Genomic DNA, 14,466 nt, shown 5'->3' with positions numbered 1-14,466 from the left:
CATCGGAGCTACCGAGTAGGACGCAACGTCGCGACCTGGTGTGCGGGTAACCGTGCGCGGTTGATCGAGGAGTACCGATGAAGTTATTTCCTTGGGGAAGAGAAAATCCGGAGATCGATCCGGGCGTGGTGGCGTTGCACGCGCGCAATGTCACCTTCGACTGGTCCGGCGTCGACCTTCAGTGGATGTCCGCCGAACCCATCGCCAGTCATCTGATCAGCGCGCTGAACATGCTGCTGCCCGAGGGCGAGCGCATGTTCATCGAGACTTATCGCGAGGCGTTGCCCTACGTCAAGGACGAGAAGCTGCGCGAGGACATGCTCGGTTTCATCGGCCAGGAGTCCATGCACGCGCAGACCCACGGCAAGGTGCTCGAGGACGTCTTCACCGCGCACGGCGTCGACGCGGACCCCTACCTGCGGCAGATGGAATACCTGTTCCGCATCTCGCTCGGAACGCGCGGCGAGGATCGCGTCGGCCGCCAGATGCTGGTGGAACGGCTCGCCTTCATCGCCTGCCTCGAACATTTCTTCGCCTGGCTCGGCGACTGGATTCTCAACGCCGACTTGGAGAAGTTCGGCGCCGACCCGCGGATGGTCGACCTGTTCCGCTGGCACGGTGCCGAAGAGGTCGAGCATCGCAATGTCGCCCACGACGTCGCGGAGTACTTCGGGGTCGGGTACGTGCGCCGCTGCGCGGCGATGACGCTGGTTTTCCCGATCTTCCTCGTGGTGTTGGTGCGTGGGGCGCGCTTCCTTGTGCAGCAGGACCCGCAGTTGTCCGATCGGGGCTACACGCGGCTGCTCGGCGGGGTGTTCGCGGCGATGTGGCGTGGTGCGCTGCCCGGCGTTCCGTCGTTGCTGGTGAGTGCGCTGTCGACCTTCCAGCCCGGGTACAACCCGCAATCGGTCGGCTCCACGGCGCAGGCCATCGCCTACCTGGCCGCTTCGCCGGGTGCCCGCGCGGCCGCATCGTGACCACTCGCGACATCCCGGCCGACCTCTACGGCAAGCGTCGTCACGACCCGGCGATCAAGATCATCGACGCGGTTGCGACCGCCCGGCTGCGCTGGACCGCGCTGGTCAACCGCCATGATCTGCGACCGCGCGTCGACGACCGCCGCCTGCCCGTGGTGGTGACCGAACGCCGGATCGAAGCGCACGACCAGGATGTGGTGAGCCTGCGCCTCGAGTCACCCGACGGCCGCGTCCTGCCACGCTGGCGGCCCGGCGCGCACCTCGACCTCGAATTGCCGTCGGGCCGGCTACGGCAGTACTCGCTGTGCGGCGACCCCGCAGACCAACGCGCCTACCGGGTCGCGGTGCGCCGGATTCCCGGCGGTGGCGGCGGCTCGATCGAGGTGCACGACGCACTGCCGGTGGGCAGTCGATTGGTGGTCCGCGGGCCACGCAATGCCTTCCCGTTCGCGGTGCCGGGGCACGGATCACCCTCGCGGCGACTGCATTTCGTCGCCGGTGGCATCGGCATCACGCCGATTCTGCCGATGGCCCGGCTCGCGCACCGGCTCGGTGTGCCGTGGACGCTGGTCTACAGCGGACGCAGCCGCGACACCATCCCGTTCCTGGCCGAGATCGAGAGTTTCGGCGCGAATGTCGTAGTGCGCACCGATGACGAACACGGTCTGCCCGCCGCGGCGGATCTGCTGACCGGCGTCGGTCCCGGCACCGCCGTCTACGCGTGCGGCCCGACCCCGATGACCTCGGCGATCGTCACCGCGGTGCGCGAGATGCCCGAAGTGGAGCTGCATTTCGAGCGATTCTCGCCGCCGCCGGTCGTCGACGGCACGCCGTTCGAGATCGAATTCGCCTCCAGCGGCGAGGTGCTCACCGTCGATGCCGACCGCACCGTGCTCGACACCATTCTCGATACGCGCCCCGACCAGCCCTATTCGTGCAGGCAGGGTTTCTGCGGCACCTGCGTGGTGCGGGTCCGCGCAGGTGTTCCGGACCATCGCGAGACCGTGCTCTCCGATGCCGATCGTGCCGAGGGTGCCATGCTCGCGTGTGTATCCCGTTCCCGCGGTGAGCGATTGGTGCTCGACCTGTGAATTTTTTCGGGGACAACTCAGTGGACAGGGAGTCCGACAGATCATGACGAACGACAGCCCGCAGCCTGCGAACCAGCGCACCGTCCGCAGCGGTGATTTCGACATCGCCGTGTTCGAATACGGCGACCCGGCCGCCGACACCATCGTGCTCGTGCACGGCTGGCCCGACACACATCACCTGTGGGACAGGGTGATTCCGCTGCTCACCGAGCGTTTCCACGTGGTCGCCTACGACACCCGTGGCCACGGTGAATCCACCCGCACCCAGCGCACCGACGACTTCCGTCTCGACGAACTCGCGCGCGACTTCTACGCCGTGATCGACGTGGTGAGCCCCGACCGTCCCGTGCATGTACTCGCCCACGACTGGGGTTCGGTGCAGGTGTGGGAAGCGGTGTGCGAGCCGCAGGCCACCGCGCGCGTCGCCTCGTTCACCTCGGTCTCCGGCCCCAACCTCGACCACCTGTCCAGCTGGGTGCGCGACCGGCTCTCCCGCCCCACCCTGCGCAATGTGTGGCAGCCGATGACCCAGCTCGCCTCCTCGGCCTACACCTTCTTCTTCATGACTCCCGGGCTGCCGCGCGCCACGTTCAACGCCATCGGCACCGAAAAGGTGTGGCAGCGCGCGGTTTCCCTCATGAACGACACCCCCGCCGCCAATGTGAAGCTCGGCCCGACCTTCCGCCGCGACATGGTCGACGGGCTGCTCATCTATCGTGCCAACATCGTGGCCAGGATGCTGTCCCCGCGCGAGCGCCACACCGAGGTGCCGGTGCAGTTGATCGTGGCGGAACGCGATGTCGCCGTGCGGCCCGCGGGCTACGACGATTCGAGCAAGTGGACCGACCGGCTCTGGCGTCGTGACGTTCCCGCCGGGCACTGGATGCCGTTCTCACATCCGGAGCTCCTCGCGACCGCGACCACCGAGCTGATCGACGCGCTCGACGGTGCGGGCATCTCGCGCGGACTGGCCAGGGCCGAAGTGGGCACTGCGCATAGGGAATTCGAGCACAAGCTGGTTGTCGTCACCGGTGCGGGTAGCGGCATCGGCCGGGAGACCGCGCTGGCGTTCGCGCGGCTCGGTGCCGAAGTGGTGGTTTCCGATGTCAACGAGATCGCCGCCAAGGCCACCGCCGAGCTCGTCGCGTCCGAAGGTGGTGTGGCGCACTCCTATCCGCTCGATGTGTCGAACGAGGACGCGGTGCGCGCGCACGCCGACACGGTGATCGCCGCGCACGGCGTGCCCGATGTGCTGGTCAACAATGCCGGTGTCGGCCAGGCAGGCGGGTTCCTCGACACTCCGTCGGAAGAGTTCGACCGCGTGCTGCGGATCAACCTCGGCGGTGTCGTCAACGGCTGCCGGGCTTTCGGCGCGGCGATGGCCGATCGTGGGCTCGGCGGGCACATCGTGAACCTGTCCAGCATGGCTGCCTACAGTCCACAGCGTGACATGGCGGCCTATGCCACCAGTAAGTCGGCGGTGTTCATGTTCTCCGACTGCCTGCGTGCCGAACTCGCCGACCGCGGCATCTCGGTGTCGACGGTGTGCCCGGGCATCGTGCATACGAATATCGTTGCCACCACCCGCATCTCGGGCGTCTCCGCCGAGGAAGAGGCGGCCGCGCAGCAGAAGTTCGACAAGCTCTACGAGCGGCGCGGCTACACCCCCGACCGGGTGGCGGCGCAGATCGTGAAGGCCGTGCGGACCGGGCGCGACATCGTGCCGGTGACGCCGGAATCGTGGGTGCAGTATCGGATCAACCGGATCGCACCCGGCGCGGTGCGGTTCGCCGCCCGCCGGATGAAGCTGGTCTGAGTCGGCTACGCCCGGCGCAGTTGCTCCTCCACGGCGGCAACGTGCCGGGCGTCCACGCCCCATGGGTCCTCGACGCCGACCTTGCGGTCCAGGTCCCACAGCACGCACTCTTCGTCCGGTCGCGCCACCAGCGACCAGGCGACCACGGTGCGGCCCAGTTGTTCGACCATGGTGCCGTGATTCTGCGTGCTCTCCCCGACGCCCTCCGGGAAATGGTGCAGGAAACGTCCGTAAGCCTGCTCGCAGAAGTTCGCGTAGAGCTGGGTGCAGAGAATGAAGCCGTGCCACGCCTCGTCGACCGCGTGCGAGGGCATGCCGATCACCTGGTCGTCGCGAATGGCGGCGCCGCAGCACCGTAACCATTGGCGCAGACCGGTTTCCACGAGTTCGCGAGGTTGCCAGGGCGAGGTCTTGAAGATCGCTTCGGGCAGATGCAGGGCGGCGACGGTGCGGTCGACGGTGGGGAGGTCGACTTGCCGTGTGCCGGGCCGGAGGAAAGAGAACGCCACAATTCACTGTAAGGCCACTGGAGGTGGGGGTGCTTGGGGCGGGTTCGGGCGTTAGCCTGCGGGCATGGTGATAATGCTCGTGCTCGGTTTCATAGCGATGTGTATCGGCGCGGTGGTGACGACCATCGTGTGGCTGATCAAGAAGTCGAGTCAGCCGCAGGGTGCGCCCCCGCTGGACCGGCGATGGGTGGCCGGGTCGGCCGGGATGGCCGGATACGTCGACGGGACCTCGGGTCAGCCGTGGGATCCGGGCGGTCCGTCCGGTAGCTGCGGTGGGGGTTCGAACAGTGGCTGCGGCGGTGGGAGCAGCAGTAGCTGCAACGGCGGAAGTAGCAGCAGTTGTTCCGGCGGGAGTAGCAGCAGCTGCGGGGGTGGGAGCAGTAGCAGCTGCGGCGGCGGTTCCTGATCGTGTGACCTACGTCCTAGTGCGCTTGACCTGAACTCGGCTCGAGGTTTCATCCTTGACTCGTTCGGTCAACGTCACGAAGGAGTCGCCATGCGTGCAGTGCAGGTCAAGGAATTCGGTGGGCCAGAGGTCCTGGAAGTGTTGGAATTCCCGGCGCCACAACCGGATTCGGCCGAGGTGGTCGTCGACGTCGAGGTCGCCGACGTGATGTTCCTCGACACCCGGCTGCGCAGCGGATGGGGTCAGGACTTCTTCCCGCTGAGTCTGCCCTACGTCCCCGGTGGTGCGATCGGTGGCGTGGTGAGCGCGGTCGGCGCCGAGGTCGACCCCGGCTGGCTCGGCAAGCGCGTCGTCACCCAGACCGCCGCGAGCGGCATCGGCGGGGGCCTGCCCATCGGCGGCTACGCCGAGAAATCCCTTGCCAAGGCCGCCACTCTGACCGAGATCCCCGACGCGCTCACCACCCAGCAAGCCGTCGGCCTCGCCCATGACGGTCGCACCGCCCTTGCTGTCTTCGACAGGGCTGCGGTGCAACAGAATTCGTGGGTTCTGATCACCGCCGCCGCAGGAGGACTCGGCACCCTGCTCATCCAGCTGTCGGTCGCAGCGGGCGCGCAGGTTGTCGCCGCGGCCCGCGGTCCGGAAAAGCTCGCGCTGGCAACACGATTGGGTGCCACCGCGGTAGTCGACTACTCCGCCGAGGGCTGGGAGGAGCAAGTCCGCGAGATCACCGGCGGGGGAGCGTCGGTCGTGTTCGACGGCGCGGGTGGTGCCATTGGTGGCGCTGCGTTGATCGCCGCATCCGACAAGGGCCTGTTCCTCGGATATGGTTCCGCCGCAGGTGATTTCGCGCAGGGTGACACCGATGCGGCCGTCGCACGTGGCGTCACGGTACTCGGCCTGTTCGATATCGTCGGCGACGACGTCGATTGGGTCGGCATCACTGACCGCGCTCAGGAAGCGGTAGCCACGGGCTCGCTCGAAGTCGTTATCGGGCAAACCTTCCCGATCGAGGACGTGCGACAGGCTCATGCGGCGATCGAAGGCCGCTCCGCCCTTGGCCGTACCTTGTTGACGATCGGCGCGTCATTGTAACTTATTGTGCGCCGCAACGGAATACACGTTAAGTTATGTTCGTGCAGGGACTGATTATCGTCGCAGTGATAGCTGCGGTTCTGTTGTTGGTAGTAGGAGTCATCAAGGTGGCCAGCAACCCAGGGGGCAACATCGAACGTCGCGACCGCGAAGTTCGAGTGCGGGGAGGCCAACGAGCCGAGCGCTCGTAACCCTTACCCTCGGGTGTAGCACACAACGGCGATCGGTCGCCGCGTCTTCCTCGGAAGCCGCGCCCCGATCGCCGTTCCTGTATTCAGCCCGACACGACCACCGCGCCAAGTGGTCAACCCCGCACTCCGCCGGGTACCATGCGACTCGCCCGCGGAGACCCCCGCGGCGAGGGGCGGTAGCTCAGTCGGTTAGAGCCGCGGACTCATAATCCGCTGGTCGTGGGTTCGAGCCCCACCCGCCCCACTTTCCCCCTCTGACCTGCGAATCTCTGATTCGCACCAGACATTTTGATCCAGCACAGTGCATGTGAACCAATGGATTATTGCCGTACTGTGGAGGCCATGGGAGGCCTTGATCTTGACGATATTCGGGAGCTGAAGGACGACTTCACCACGGAGTTGCGCCGGAAGAACCGCAGCAAGCGGACGATCGACGGCTACGCGACTCACATCGACTACTTCGCCGCCTACCTGGTCGAGATGTCCCTGCCGACGGACGCGCCGGCCATCTCGCGCGACGTCATCGGTGGCTACATCGAGCACCTGCTGACTCGGCCAAATTCCCGCACGGGCGAGCTGCTTTCACCTCAGTACGCGCGCAGCCAGTACCGCAGCTTGCAGCAGTTCTTCAAGTACCTGTTCGCCGAGGAGATCATCCCCGCGGACCCATTCGATCGGCTGTCGCTACCCGACGCACCCGACAAGATCGTGCCCGTGCCCAACGCGGACTCTCTACGCACCTTGTTGAACGAGTGCTCGGGACCGAGTTTCGATGACCGCCGGGACAACGCGATCATCCGCCTGTTCGCCGATACTGGCTGCCGCTGCGGCGAAGTGGCGGGGCTCGGGCTGGATGATCTCGACTTCGCAGAGAACACGGTGCTGGTACTCGGCAAGGGCCGCCGCCCCCGGTCGACGCCGTTCGGCGACAAGACCAGGACGGCCATCCGCAAGTATCTTCGCGTTCGCGCCAAGCACCCGAAGGCGGTGAACGGCCAGCCAGCGCTGTGGTTGGGCCGAATGGGTCCGATGACCGACCACGGTATTCGGCAGATGCTGGAACGGCGCGCAGCATCGGCAGGGATCGAACACATCCACCCCCACATGCTTCGGCATTGGTTCGCGCACAACTGGCTAGCCAACGGCGGCCAGGAGCAGGATCTGATGATGTTGGCAGGCTGGCGATCACGTCAGATGCTCGACCGGTACGGCAAGTCGGTGGCCGATGAGCGGGCAAAAGATGCGCACCGAAGGGCGCGGCTAGGCGATCAGCTGTAGGCCGACGCCGACGGACGGCTCGGTAGTGCGCGCAGTCGTGTGCTGGCGATACCGTGAGTGTCATGAACGACGATCTCGTGGCGTGGGCTGAACGGGTCGCCCGTGAGCAGCTCCGGGATTTGCCGCGTCGACTCCGACATGTCGAGGGTGTGGCACTACGGGCAACAACGGTGGCCGACGCGGTCGACGATCCGGAGATGCTCGTGGCCGCGGCCTGGCTGCACGACATCGGGTACAGCGCCGGTTTGGCTACAACGGGATTCCATCCGGTCGACGGTGCCGAGTTCCTTCGCGCTCAGGGCGCATCGCAGAGGCTGTGTGCACTAGTCGCGAACCATTCGTGTGCGTGTGTCGAAGCCCGCCGCCGCGGTGTGCCATTGCTGTGGGAGGACGAACAGACGCCGCTGCGTGATGCTCTGTGGTGGGCCGACATGTCCACAACGCCGACAGGTGCACGTACCGACGTTCGGAGTCGGATCGCGGAAGTTCTCGACCGCTACGGGCCCGACCACGTCGTATCTGCTTCTGTCGAGGAGTCAGCGCCTCAGTTGGTAGCCGCGGCTGAACGCACAGTCGCTGCCGCGCAGCTCGCTGGCGTCGAGGTCAGGTGAAATACGGCGACGCTGCTTCCAAGGCGCGTTTGATCCGCAGGTTGATCGACGGATGGATGTCGAGCGAGTCGAGCGCGCCAGGTGCCACCCACAAGACCTCTTTGGACTCCTCGCTGGTGCGCAGCGATCCTCCGGTTGGTCGTGCACGGAAGCAGATCGAGAACTCCTGCCGGACTTCGCCGTCGTCGTAGGCGATGACGTGCTCCGGGTTCGAGAAGACCCCAACGAGGTCGGTGACCTCCACGCGAATGCCAGTCTCCTCGAGGACTTCGCGCGCCACGGCTTCGCTGACTGTCTCGCCTGCTTCGAGTCCGCCGCCTGGTATGGCGTACAGGTCGTTATCTGTACGCCGGATCATCAAGATTCGACCTGATTTGTCGAGCACCACCGCGCTGACCGCCACCTTAATGGCGTTCGGCTGCGGTGCTGCCGGGTCATGGAAGTAGTCGATTCGTCCCATTGCCGTCGTCCTCCGTCGCCGTGGCCCACACGTACTCAAAACTAGTCATGTACGTATCGAAAAGGTCGCCGGCGGGCAGTTGGCGGATGTGCATCGCGGGGGCATGGGCGCCGGGGAGACCGTAGGCGTGCATGTTGACGATCATCTCGTCGTCGAATCGGAAGATCGAGTTGTACAGCGTGGTGTCGTGATAGCGGAGCTCCACGCCGTCGATATCGCCTAGATGCCGGACCAGCGCGAGGGCGTTGTTGATTCGTGCCCCCACGGTTCCCGTCGCCAGGCGTTCCTCCGCGCTGCGCTTATCAGCTTCGGGTGCGGTCGGCCGACCGAAGATCATCCGCACTTTCAATCCTTCGCGGGTGCGTTTCCGGACGGCCTTGGTGAACTCGGGCTCCTCGGCGAGGAACAGTCCTGCGAGCACGAGGATGTCCAGCCGCTCTGTCGCGGAGGCCAGCAGCCGCCGCCACAGGTCCGAAGGGATGTCGTTGCGGTGGGGAAATACCGTGATCACCTCGGACTCGCTGACCTCCGCTCGTCGTTCTGACGACACGGCGTCCGGCCACAGGTAGTTCTCGGACTCCCGAACGAGCGCCGCGACTGCGTGCCGATGGCGCGGGTACGGCGCGCGCCCCTTGGTGATCCAGCGCTCGACTGTCTTCGAGTCCACGCCAGCACGATCGGCGACGTCGGAAATGTCGAGGCCATTGCGCAGGAGCGCCTCGCGAAGTCGTTCGTTCGCCATGATTCCTCCAAGGGACGTCTAGGGACGTCTTAACTCTACGTCAGACGTCTGCGTTCGTCCACCTATGCGGTGAAGTAGTCCTCCAAATTCCCGAAAAGTGGTGAAAGACAGGAACTTTCCCACTTTGCAAGGAGATGGAACGTGGATAAATCCGCATCCGAGTCGCGAAATCTGATCAGCTTGAAGACGGCTGCCGCATTGATCGACGTCGACTCGAAGACGATCCGAAACTGGATCGCAGCTGGCGATATCGCTGGGTACCGGATCAACGGGCGCCTGCTCCGCGTCGAGCGCTCCGAACTGCTTGCGCTGGTTCGTCCGGCCGAGCTGGCTGCAGGCGGTGTGGCATGAGCACGCCGACCGAACGCACCTTGCAGGCGAGGATCGCGGCGCACGAGTCGTGGTCTCGGACCGGTGACCGTGCCGAGCGGACCGCAAAGGCCCGCGCGGCGATGCAGAGCAAGTTCGACCGTCTGGTCGACCCTGATGGGCTGCTCAGCCCGGAGGAACGCGCCTACCGCGCGGATCAGGCACGTAAGGCGCACTACACCCGTCTGGCACTCAAGTCGGCGCAGTCGCGTCGCCGGGGTCGCGAACGTCGTTGCCGGGGCGGTGAGCTGTGATGCGCGCCAAGACGTTCACGATCGCCGTTGCGCTGTTGTCCGTTGGTTCGCTGGCGCTGATCGCGCCGGACGTCCTGGGATTCGTCCTGATGGTCGTCGGTGCTGTGTGGCTGTGGCGCTCGTCGAAGCGGGCGGGGGTACGGCGATGAGCACCGAGCGCAGCGCGGAGCAGTTCCAGGACCCTGCCGATTTGTTGGCTGAGCTGGATTGTCTGATCCAGGATCAGGCGGCGATGCGTCGGCGCGCAAAAGCGCTGCACGCCAAGCTGGTTGGTCTGCGAAGTAACGGTGACCAGTACTTCACCGGGTACGACCCCGAAACACGTCGATTCGTGGCCAGCGCAGTGCAAGTCGAGTACGCCGGGCGCAACCTTGGCGCTTGGATCAGGAACTCGGTACTGGACGAGGCCTGGCTCGACCTCTCGCGGGAATGCGCGGGACAGGTCCGTACTGCACCGCACATCGAGCAGGCCACGACAGGCAATGAGTCGGGCAATGCGATCGCAGACGTGATGGCACGCGCCGCCGAGCGGGACGGTTCGGAGCGATGAGCGGCGGAATGTTCCGGGCCCCTCATGAGGACCGCAACCGGGTCGGGCGCAGCGCGCTTGGGTCGATGTCTCGGCCGGAGTTCGCCGGGATCGGCGCGGTCTACGCCCCGGTGAACCACCTGCCGCCTGCTCTGCGTCTGATCGTGCTGGCCATCTGTGTCCTGATCGGGATGGTCGGCTGCTCGGTCGCCTGGATTGACCAGCAGTCCTACGTCGAGTCCCCGAATATCTGCCGGGCGCACGAAGTGGAGCGCACCGATTGCGTGCATGTGCAGCGGGTTCAGCCCACTCAGGTGACGCGATGAGTGAGGGGATTCCGACCTACGAATGGCGGACCGCGCCAGAGCATTTGCGCACACGTCGCCAGTTGGCTGCTGAGGGTTTGCGCCCGAACGGCCAAGACATCGCGGGCCGGATCACCCGCTCACGCGGCAGCCGCAAAGAGCCGCTGGTAGCGCACCTTTTCGACGTGGCGAAGGCCGCGCCGAAACGTCAGCCGAGCGAGGCGCAACGAGCGGCGCTGGCCAAGGCCACCCGCGAGCGCCAGCTGCGCGCCGCGGAACGCCGAGGCGTGGCCCGTGCCGAGTTCGACGAGCCGACCGGAGATCCCGGACCTGCTTGGAATGCGCCGACGAGCGCGCTGGGCAGCTACACGACATCGGGCAGCGCACTGGCCGACGCGCTTGCCCGCAATACCGAACGAGAAGGGATGGACCGATGAGTTTTCGACTCTCACCGCGGGACATGTCCGGTCTCACGATCCTGGCCGAAATGTACGGCGCACCAATGGATTTAGTCGCCGAGATGCTGGGTGTGAGCGTCAATCGCGCCTACAGGATCACGGCGAAGTGGACCGCCGCCGGAATGGTCAGCGACCGGCGCCTGCGCCCGGTACCGGGGCCGTCCTGGATCTTCCCGACGAAGTCGTCGGCGGAGGCGCTGCTGGGCAGGCAGGTGCGCTATTGGGTGCCGACCCCCAAGATGGCCGCGCACACGAAGGCCGTCCTTCAACTGCGGCTGGCGCTCACTGGCACAGATCTCGATCGCTGGACCGCCGAACGTCTACTGCGTGGGGAAGTCGGCCCGACCAAGCAGGGGGAGTCGCGGCAGCACATTCACGACGGCCGCTACGTCACCCCTGCTGGCGATCTGTGGGCGGTCGAAGTCGAGCTGACCGCGAAAAGCATTGTCGCGGCGCGTAGTGCGGTGTTCCAGGCCCACCGGGTCGCGAAGTCGGCTGAATGCGTCGGCCTGGCCTACTACTGCCGCGGCGAGGCGGTCAAGACGGTGATCCGGACAGCAGCGGCGGGCCTGGACACCACCGACGGGCCGCAGATGCGGCTGATTGATCTGGACGAATTCCTGGCCAAGCAGAAGGCCGAGACGTCCTCTCCTGACCTGCGACCCGGGCTCCGGGTGATCGCGGGCGGAGCCGCTGATCACAAAAACCCCCAGGTCTCAGACCGAACCGAGAACGGAAAGGCGGTGTCGCAATGAGCTGCACCCCGATGATCACCCCGGCTGACTGCGCGCCGTACGCGCCGACGCCGGTTCTGACCGCGACCCCGACGAACTCTCCGGAGATTCACGTCGTGCCGACGATGCCGCCGATCGGGCTGGAGTCCGACCCGATCGGGTGGGTTCCCGAGCTCAGTGAGGTCTCGCTCGATGGTGTCGCCGACGGTGCGTTGCTGATGGCGGTGTGCGTGGTTGCGATCCTGGTGATGACGATCATGATCTTGGTTCCGGCGACCATGTTCGGTTGGCAGCCGACCCGGTTGCGGAACTGGCTGATCGGCAGCCTGCTCGCGATGCCAGGCGCGACCGCGCTGTGGGCGTGGGATGTGCTGGCGCCGGGCACCATGGCGACCGAGGCTTCACGGCAGTTCATGGATGGGCAGTACACGGCCGGTCTGCTCGGCATGGCCGTGGTGTTGGTTCCGATGGCGTGGCTGACAGCGACCGTCGCGCACGCCAACCGCCGCGTGCAGCTGGCAACGGTCGGGTTGAAGTCCCCGGCGCGTACCGAGCGGGCGTTGTGGGCCCAGGCGCAGCGCGAGCAGCGTGCCGCGGCGAGGTTGTCGCGCCGGCGTCTGCCGTTTACGTCGGGGTGGGTCAGCCCGCAGCTGGTCATCGGCCGGTTGTCGACCCAGACCGACCAGGCGCCGCCGCAGAACGTGCTCCGGACGTTGTTCGGGCGCACCGAGACTCGGTTGATCCTGCCGTGGATCAACGTCGCCGAGCACATGACCTCGGTCGCATCGAGTGGTTCGGGCAAGACCACGCTGATGCTGCGTGTGCTGGTGTCCTGGTTCGTGACGACCTGGACCCGTCACCGGCAGTGGTGGCGTGCCGATCGGCCCGGTCGCCCGCTGGTGGTCGTTGTCGACTGCAACGGTGGCCCGGAGTCGCGCAAGGTCGCAGCACGGATGCGTAAGTGGTTCTCCGCATTGGGAGTTCGTGCCGACCGGATCGGGATCTTCCCCGACGATGTGTCGCTGGGCATGTGGAACGCCACGGTGGAGGATCTGCGGTCGATTCTGTCGGCGATGATCTCGGGCGGTTCGACCCCGACGACCGATACCGAGCGCTACTTCCACGAGATCCGCGAGACCCTGATTCACCTGATCGTGGATGCCCCGGCGCGGGTCGAGCTGATCGACGGCGTGCCGACGCCGGTGGGGGAGAACCCGCCGCGGTCGTGGCTGGAATTCCTGTCGCGGTTCGACGTGGAGAAGCTGTCGGCCCTGTGGGGCGGCCAGGCGGGCGTGACGCCGTGGTCGGGTGTGCAGGGCATCGACATGGAGATCGCGTCGACCATCGACGGCAAGCAGCCGGTGATGAACTCCGCTCGCGCCGAGTTCGCGAACCTGTACCGGTCGCTGGGCAACGCGTTCGACGGTGACAAGGAACTGACCGATTTCGACCTGATCTACATCGTCCTCGAAGGTGTGAAGACCCCGGACCGGGCGCGCAGTCAGTTCGGTGCGCTGGGAACGATGTTCGAGCAGTTGGCCGACAAGCAGCACGGCCGCACCAGCTTGCTCGTGGTCGACGAGTTCTCCGCGGTATCGGACGGCAAGACCCGCGCGGTGAAGTGGGTCGAACGGTTGCGTAAGGCCGGTATCGGGTCGTGGTGGATCGCGCAGTCCTGGCAGGGCCTGGGCCACGACGACGACAACCGAACCGCCCTGGTTTCGGCGGCGTCGGGTGGTTCGTTGCTGGGCCGCTCTACCGATCCGGAGACGCTGGCCAAGATCTACGGCACCCGCCCGAAGTTCGAGCTGTCGCGGAAGTTGATCGGCGGCAACGCCGCGGGCGATGAGGGCAACGTGCAGTCCTCGGATCAGTTCCTGGTTCCGCCGAATCGGTTGCGCGCCATGCAGAAGGGCGACGTTGTCCAGGTCTCCGGTGGGCGTGCCCGGTGGGGGCGTGTGTCGCCGCTCGATGACGGAGAGCTCAAGCGGATGCGCCCGCTGGCCGGGCTTGACAGGTTCACCGACACCGAAGCCTCGGACCCGGCTGATCTGGCGCCGGTGATCGACATGTCCAAGCGCCGCCCGGCCTGAAACCGCAATCACTGCAAGGAGATTCATGATGGCAATCCCGAACCCACTACCCGATCCCGAAGAGCACGGCGAAGAGCTGGGCGGGCGCAGCGCCGCGGCGAAAGCGCACGAGCAGTCCGTGCTCGACAGCCTGGCTGCCGACATGCACGGTACCGCCGCCCACAAGCTCGCCGCTCAGCTCGTGCCGGTCGTTCCGGACGGCGGACACGTCGGCCGCACCATCGCCCCGCACGTCTCCCGAGTTAACAAAACCCGTGACGGGCTGCGTGTCTGGGGACCGGCCGTAGCGACCACGGCCGTTGCTGGCACCGCGGTGGCGGTGTTGCCGCTGCCCGGTCCGCTGTCGCTGTACGTGCTGGCCATCGCCGCGTTCGGCTGGTGGCACTGCGCAGGACGCCCCGGCGTCACCGAGTCGATCCAGATGGCGTTCTACGCCGTCGCCGATACCGGCAGCTGGATCCGCCGGCATATCGAGCAGCTCGCGCACCGCCGCGCCAGCTACGAGACCCGCCGCGCGAACCCCAACCCCACTAAAAAGGAGAACTGAC

At 66.2% G+C, this 14,466-nt stretch carries 18 protein-coding genes and 1 tRNA gene; 16 read left to right on the top strand and 3 right to left on the bottom strand.

Annotation, left to right across the window (positions count from 1 at the left end):
- The first annotated feature begins 77 nt into the window (after positions 1-77).
- Genes IBJ82_RS25955 through IBJ82_RS25945 form a run of 3 tightly spaced genes read left to right on the top strand, consistent with a single transcriptional unit; the run spans position 78 to position 3,884 of the window.
- Positions 78-977, top strand: coding sequence for a metal-dependent hydrolase (locus IBJ82_RS25955; RefSeq protein WP_194828605.1), 900 nt, complete (start codon positions 78-80; stop codon positions 975-977).
- Positions 974-2,068: a PDR/VanB family oxidoreductase gene (locus tag IBJ82_RS25950; RefSeq protein ID WP_194828604.1), complete on the top strand. Its 1,095-nt coding sequence runs from the start codon at positions 974-976 to the stop codon at positions 2,066-2,068. The genes IBJ82_RS25955 and IBJ82_RS25950 overlap by 4 nt, the downstream gene beginning before the upstream one ends.
- A 43-nt stretch (positions 2,069-2,111) precedes the next feature.
- Positions 2,112-3,884, top strand: a complete 1,773-nt coding sequence (locus IBJ82_RS25945) for an SDR family oxidoreductase (RefSeq protein WP_194828603.1) — start codon at positions 2,112-2,114, stop codon at positions 3,882-3,884.
- A gap of 5 nt (positions 3,885-3,889) precedes the next feature.
- Here the strand turns inward: IBJ82_RS25945 and IBJ82_RS25940 are convergent, their stop codons facing one another.
- Positions 3,890-4,393, bottom strand: coding sequence for a hypothetical protein (locus IBJ82_RS25940; protein WP_194828602.1), 504 nt, complete (start codon positions 4,391-4,393; stop codon positions 3,890-3,892).
- A gap of 496 nt (positions 4,394-4,889) precedes the next feature.
- On the opposite strand from IBJ82_RS25940, the gene IBJ82_RS25935 reads away from it, so the two are divergent.
- The 4 genes from IBJ82_RS25935 (at position 4,890) to IBJ82_RS25920 (ending at position 7,974) form a co-directional block, all read left to right on the top strand.
- Positions 4,890-5,894, top strand: coding sequence for a zinc-binding dehydrogenase (locus tag IBJ82_RS25935; protein WP_194828601.1), 1,005 nt, complete (start codon positions 4,890-4,892; stop codon positions 5,892-5,894).
- 361 nt (positions 5,895-6,255) lie between these two features.
- Positions 6,256-6,329: transfer RNA gene (locus IBJ82_RS25930), tRNA-Ile, on the top strand.
- A gap of 98 nt (positions 6,330-6,427) precedes the next feature.
- The gene (locus IBJ82_RS25925) at positions 6,428-7,363 is read left to right on the top strand and encodes a tyrosine-type recombinase/integrase (RefSeq protein ID WP_194828600.1); all 936 of its coding nucleotides are present in this window, start codon (positions 6,428-6,430) and stop codon (positions 7,361-7,363) included.
- A 62-nt stretch (positions 7,364-7,425) separates the two neighbouring features.
- Positions 7,426-7,974 carry an HD domain-containing protein gene (locus IBJ82_RS25920; protein ID WP_194828599.1) on the top strand — a complete coding sequence of 183 codons (549 nt, stop codon included), beginning with the start codon at positions 7,426-7,428 and terminating at the stop codon, positions 7,972-7,974.
- Here IBJ82_RS25920 and IBJ82_RS25915 read toward each other — a convergent pair.
- Together IBJ82_RS25915 and IBJ82_RS25910 are read right to left on the bottom strand one after the other, a co-directional pair.
- Positions 7,967-8,434 (bottom strand): NUDIX hydrolase, encoded by a 468-nt coding sequence (locus IBJ82_RS25915; protein ID WP_194828598.1) that lies wholly within the window; start codon positions 8,432-8,434, stop codon positions 7,967-7,969. The two genes, IBJ82_RS25920 and IBJ82_RS25915, sit on opposite strands and share 8 nt — an antisense overlap.
- On the bottom strand, positions 8,409-9,176 hold the full coding sequence (locus IBJ82_RS25910; RefSeq protein ID WP_194828597.1) for a helix-turn-helix transcriptional regulator: 768 nt from the start codon (positions 9,174-9,176) through the stop codon (positions 8,409-8,411). The genes IBJ82_RS25915 and IBJ82_RS25910 overlap by 26 nt, the downstream gene beginning before the upstream one ends.
- A gap of 141 nt (positions 9,177-9,317) precedes the next feature.
- Here IBJ82_RS25910 and IBJ82_RS25905 point away from each other — a divergent pair, with 141 nt between their 5' ends.
- From IBJ82_RS25905 to IBJ82_RS25865, 9 genes are read left to right on the top strand one after another with little or no spacing between them, the layout of a single operon-like run.
- Positions 9,318-9,527 carry a helix-turn-helix domain-containing protein gene (locus IBJ82_RS25905; RefSeq protein WP_370585482.1) on the top strand — a complete coding sequence of 70 codons (210 nt, stop codon included), beginning with the start codon at positions 9,318-9,320 and terminating at the stop codon, positions 9,525-9,527.
- Complete coding sequence (locus tag IBJ82_RS25900; RefSeq protein ID WP_194828596.1) at positions 9,524-9,799, top strand: hypothetical protein; 276 nt, start codon at positions 9,524-9,526, stop codon at positions 9,797-9,799. Before IBJ82_RS25905 ends, IBJ82_RS25900 begins: the two co-directional genes overlap by 4 nt.
- Positions 9,799-9,948: a hypothetical protein gene (locus IBJ82_RS25895; protein WP_194828595.1), complete on the top strand. Its 150-nt coding sequence runs from the start codon at positions 9,799-9,801 to the stop codon at positions 9,946-9,948. Before IBJ82_RS25900 ends, IBJ82_RS25895 begins: the two co-directional genes overlap by 1 nt.
- Positions 9,945-10,349, top strand: a complete 405-nt coding sequence (locus tag IBJ82_RS25890; protein ID WP_194828594.1) for a hypothetical protein — start codon at positions 9,945-9,947, stop codon at positions 10,347-10,349. Before IBJ82_RS25895 ends, IBJ82_RS25890 begins: the two co-directional genes overlap by 4 nt.
- Positions 10,346-10,654 (top strand): hypothetical protein, encoded by a 309-nt coding sequence (locus IBJ82_RS25885; RefSeq protein WP_194828593.1) that lies wholly within the window; start codon positions 10,346-10,348, stop codon positions 10,652-10,654. Before IBJ82_RS25890 ends, IBJ82_RS25885 begins: the two co-directional genes overlap by 4 nt.
- Positions 10,651-11,070: an RRQRL motif-containing zinc-binding protein gene (locus IBJ82_RS25880; protein ID WP_194828592.1), complete on the top strand. Its 420-nt coding sequence runs from the start codon at positions 10,651-10,653 to the stop codon at positions 11,068-11,070. Before IBJ82_RS25885 ends, IBJ82_RS25880 begins: the two co-directional genes overlap by 4 nt.
- Entirely contained in the window at positions 11,067-11,846 is a 780-nt protein-coding gene (locus tag IBJ82_RS25875) for a hypothetical protein (protein WP_194828591.1), read from the top strand. The genes IBJ82_RS25880 and IBJ82_RS25875 overlap by 4 nt, the downstream gene beginning before the upstream one ends.
- Positions 11,843-13,918: an AAA family ATPase gene (locus tag IBJ82_RS25870; RefSeq protein ID WP_194828590.1), complete on the top strand. Its 2,076-nt coding sequence runs from the start codon at positions 11,843-11,845 to the stop codon at positions 13,916-13,918. Before IBJ82_RS25875 ends, IBJ82_RS25870 begins: the two co-directional genes overlap by 4 nt.
- 28 nt (positions 13,919-13,946) lie before the next feature.
- On the top strand, positions 13,947-14,465 hold the full coding sequence (locus IBJ82_RS25865) for a hypothetical protein (RefSeq protein WP_194828589.1): 519 nt from the start codon (positions 13,947-13,949) through the stop codon (positions 14,463-14,465).
- Position 14,466: the final 1 nt, after the last annotated feature.

It is taken from the genome of Nocardia sp. XZ_19_231 (assembly GCF_015355705.1).
GTDB lineage: Bacteria > Actinomycetota > Actinomycetes > Mycobacteriales > Mycobacteriaceae > Nocardia > Nocardia salmonicida.
The sequence above is the reverse complement of the archived record's forward strand: the minus strand, read 5'-3'. Positions and strand labels throughout refer to the sequence as shown.

What these genes read in the sequence shown, in the direction of transcription:
- IBJ82_RS25915 (WP_194828598.1), bottom strand. Translation starts at nt 8,434, where the DNA reads ATGGGACGAATCGACTACTTCCATGACCCGGCAGCACCGCAGCCGAAC.
- IBJ82_RS25900 (WP_194828596.1), top strand. Translation starts at nt 9,524, where the DNA reads ATGAGCACGCCGACCGAACGCACCTTGCAGGCGAGGATCGCGGCGCAC.
- IBJ82_RS25885 (WP_194828593.1), top strand. Translation starts at nt 10,346, where the DNA reads ATGAGCGGCGGAATGTTCCGGGCCCCTCATGAGGACCGCAACCGGGTC.
- IBJ82_RS25890 (WP_194828594.1), top strand. Translation starts at nt 9,945, where the DNA reads ATGAGCACCGAGCGCAGCGCGGAGCAGTTCCAGGACCCTGCCGATTTG.
- IBJ82_RS25865 (WP_194828589.1), top strand. Translation starts at nt 13,947, where the DNA reads ATGGCAATCCCGAACCCACTACCCGATCCCGAAGAGCACGGCGAAGAG.
- IBJ82_RS25910 (WP_194828597.1), bottom strand. Translation starts at nt 9,176, where the DNA reads ATGGCGAACGAACGACTTCGCGAGGCGCTCCTGCGCAATGGCCTCGAC.
- IBJ82_RS25880 (WP_194828592.1), top strand. Translation starts at nt 10,651, where the DNA reads ATGAGTGAGGGGATTCCGACCTACGAATGGCGGACCGCGCCAGAGCAT.
- IBJ82_RS25955 (WP_194828605.1), top strand. Translation starts at nt 78, where the DNA reads ATGAAGTTATTTCCTTGGGGAAGAGAAAATCCGGAGATCGATCCGGGC.
- IBJ82_RS25925 (WP_194828600.1), top strand. Translation starts at nt 6,428, where the DNA reads ATGGGAGGCCTTGATCTTGACGATATTCGGGAGCTGAAGGACGACTTC.
- IBJ82_RS25945 (WP_194828603.1), top strand. Translation starts at nt 2,112, where the DNA reads ATGACGAACGACAGCCCGCAGCCTGCGAACCAGCGCACCGTCCGCAGC.
- IBJ82_RS25920 (WP_194828599.1), top strand. Translation starts at nt 7,426, where the DNA reads ATGAACGACGATCTCGTGGCGTGGGCTGAACGGGTCGCCCGTGAGCAG.
- IBJ82_RS25895 (WP_194828595.1), top strand. Translation starts at nt 9,799, where the DNA reads ATGCGCGCCAAGACGTTCACGATCGCCGTTGCGCTGTTGTCCGTTGGT.
- IBJ82_RS25935 (WP_194828601.1), top strand. Translation starts at nt 4,890, where the DNA reads ATGCGTGCAGTGCAGGTCAAGGAATTCGGTGGGCCAGAGGTCCTGGAA.
- IBJ82_RS25870 (WP_194828590.1), top strand. Translation starts at nt 11,843, where the DNA reads ATGAGCTGCACCCCGATGATCACCCCGGCTGACTGCGCGCCGTACGCG.
- IBJ82_RS25875 (WP_194828591.1), top strand. Translation starts at nt 11,067, where the DNA reads ATGAGTTTTCGACTCTCACCGCGGGACATGTCCGGTCTCACGATCCTG.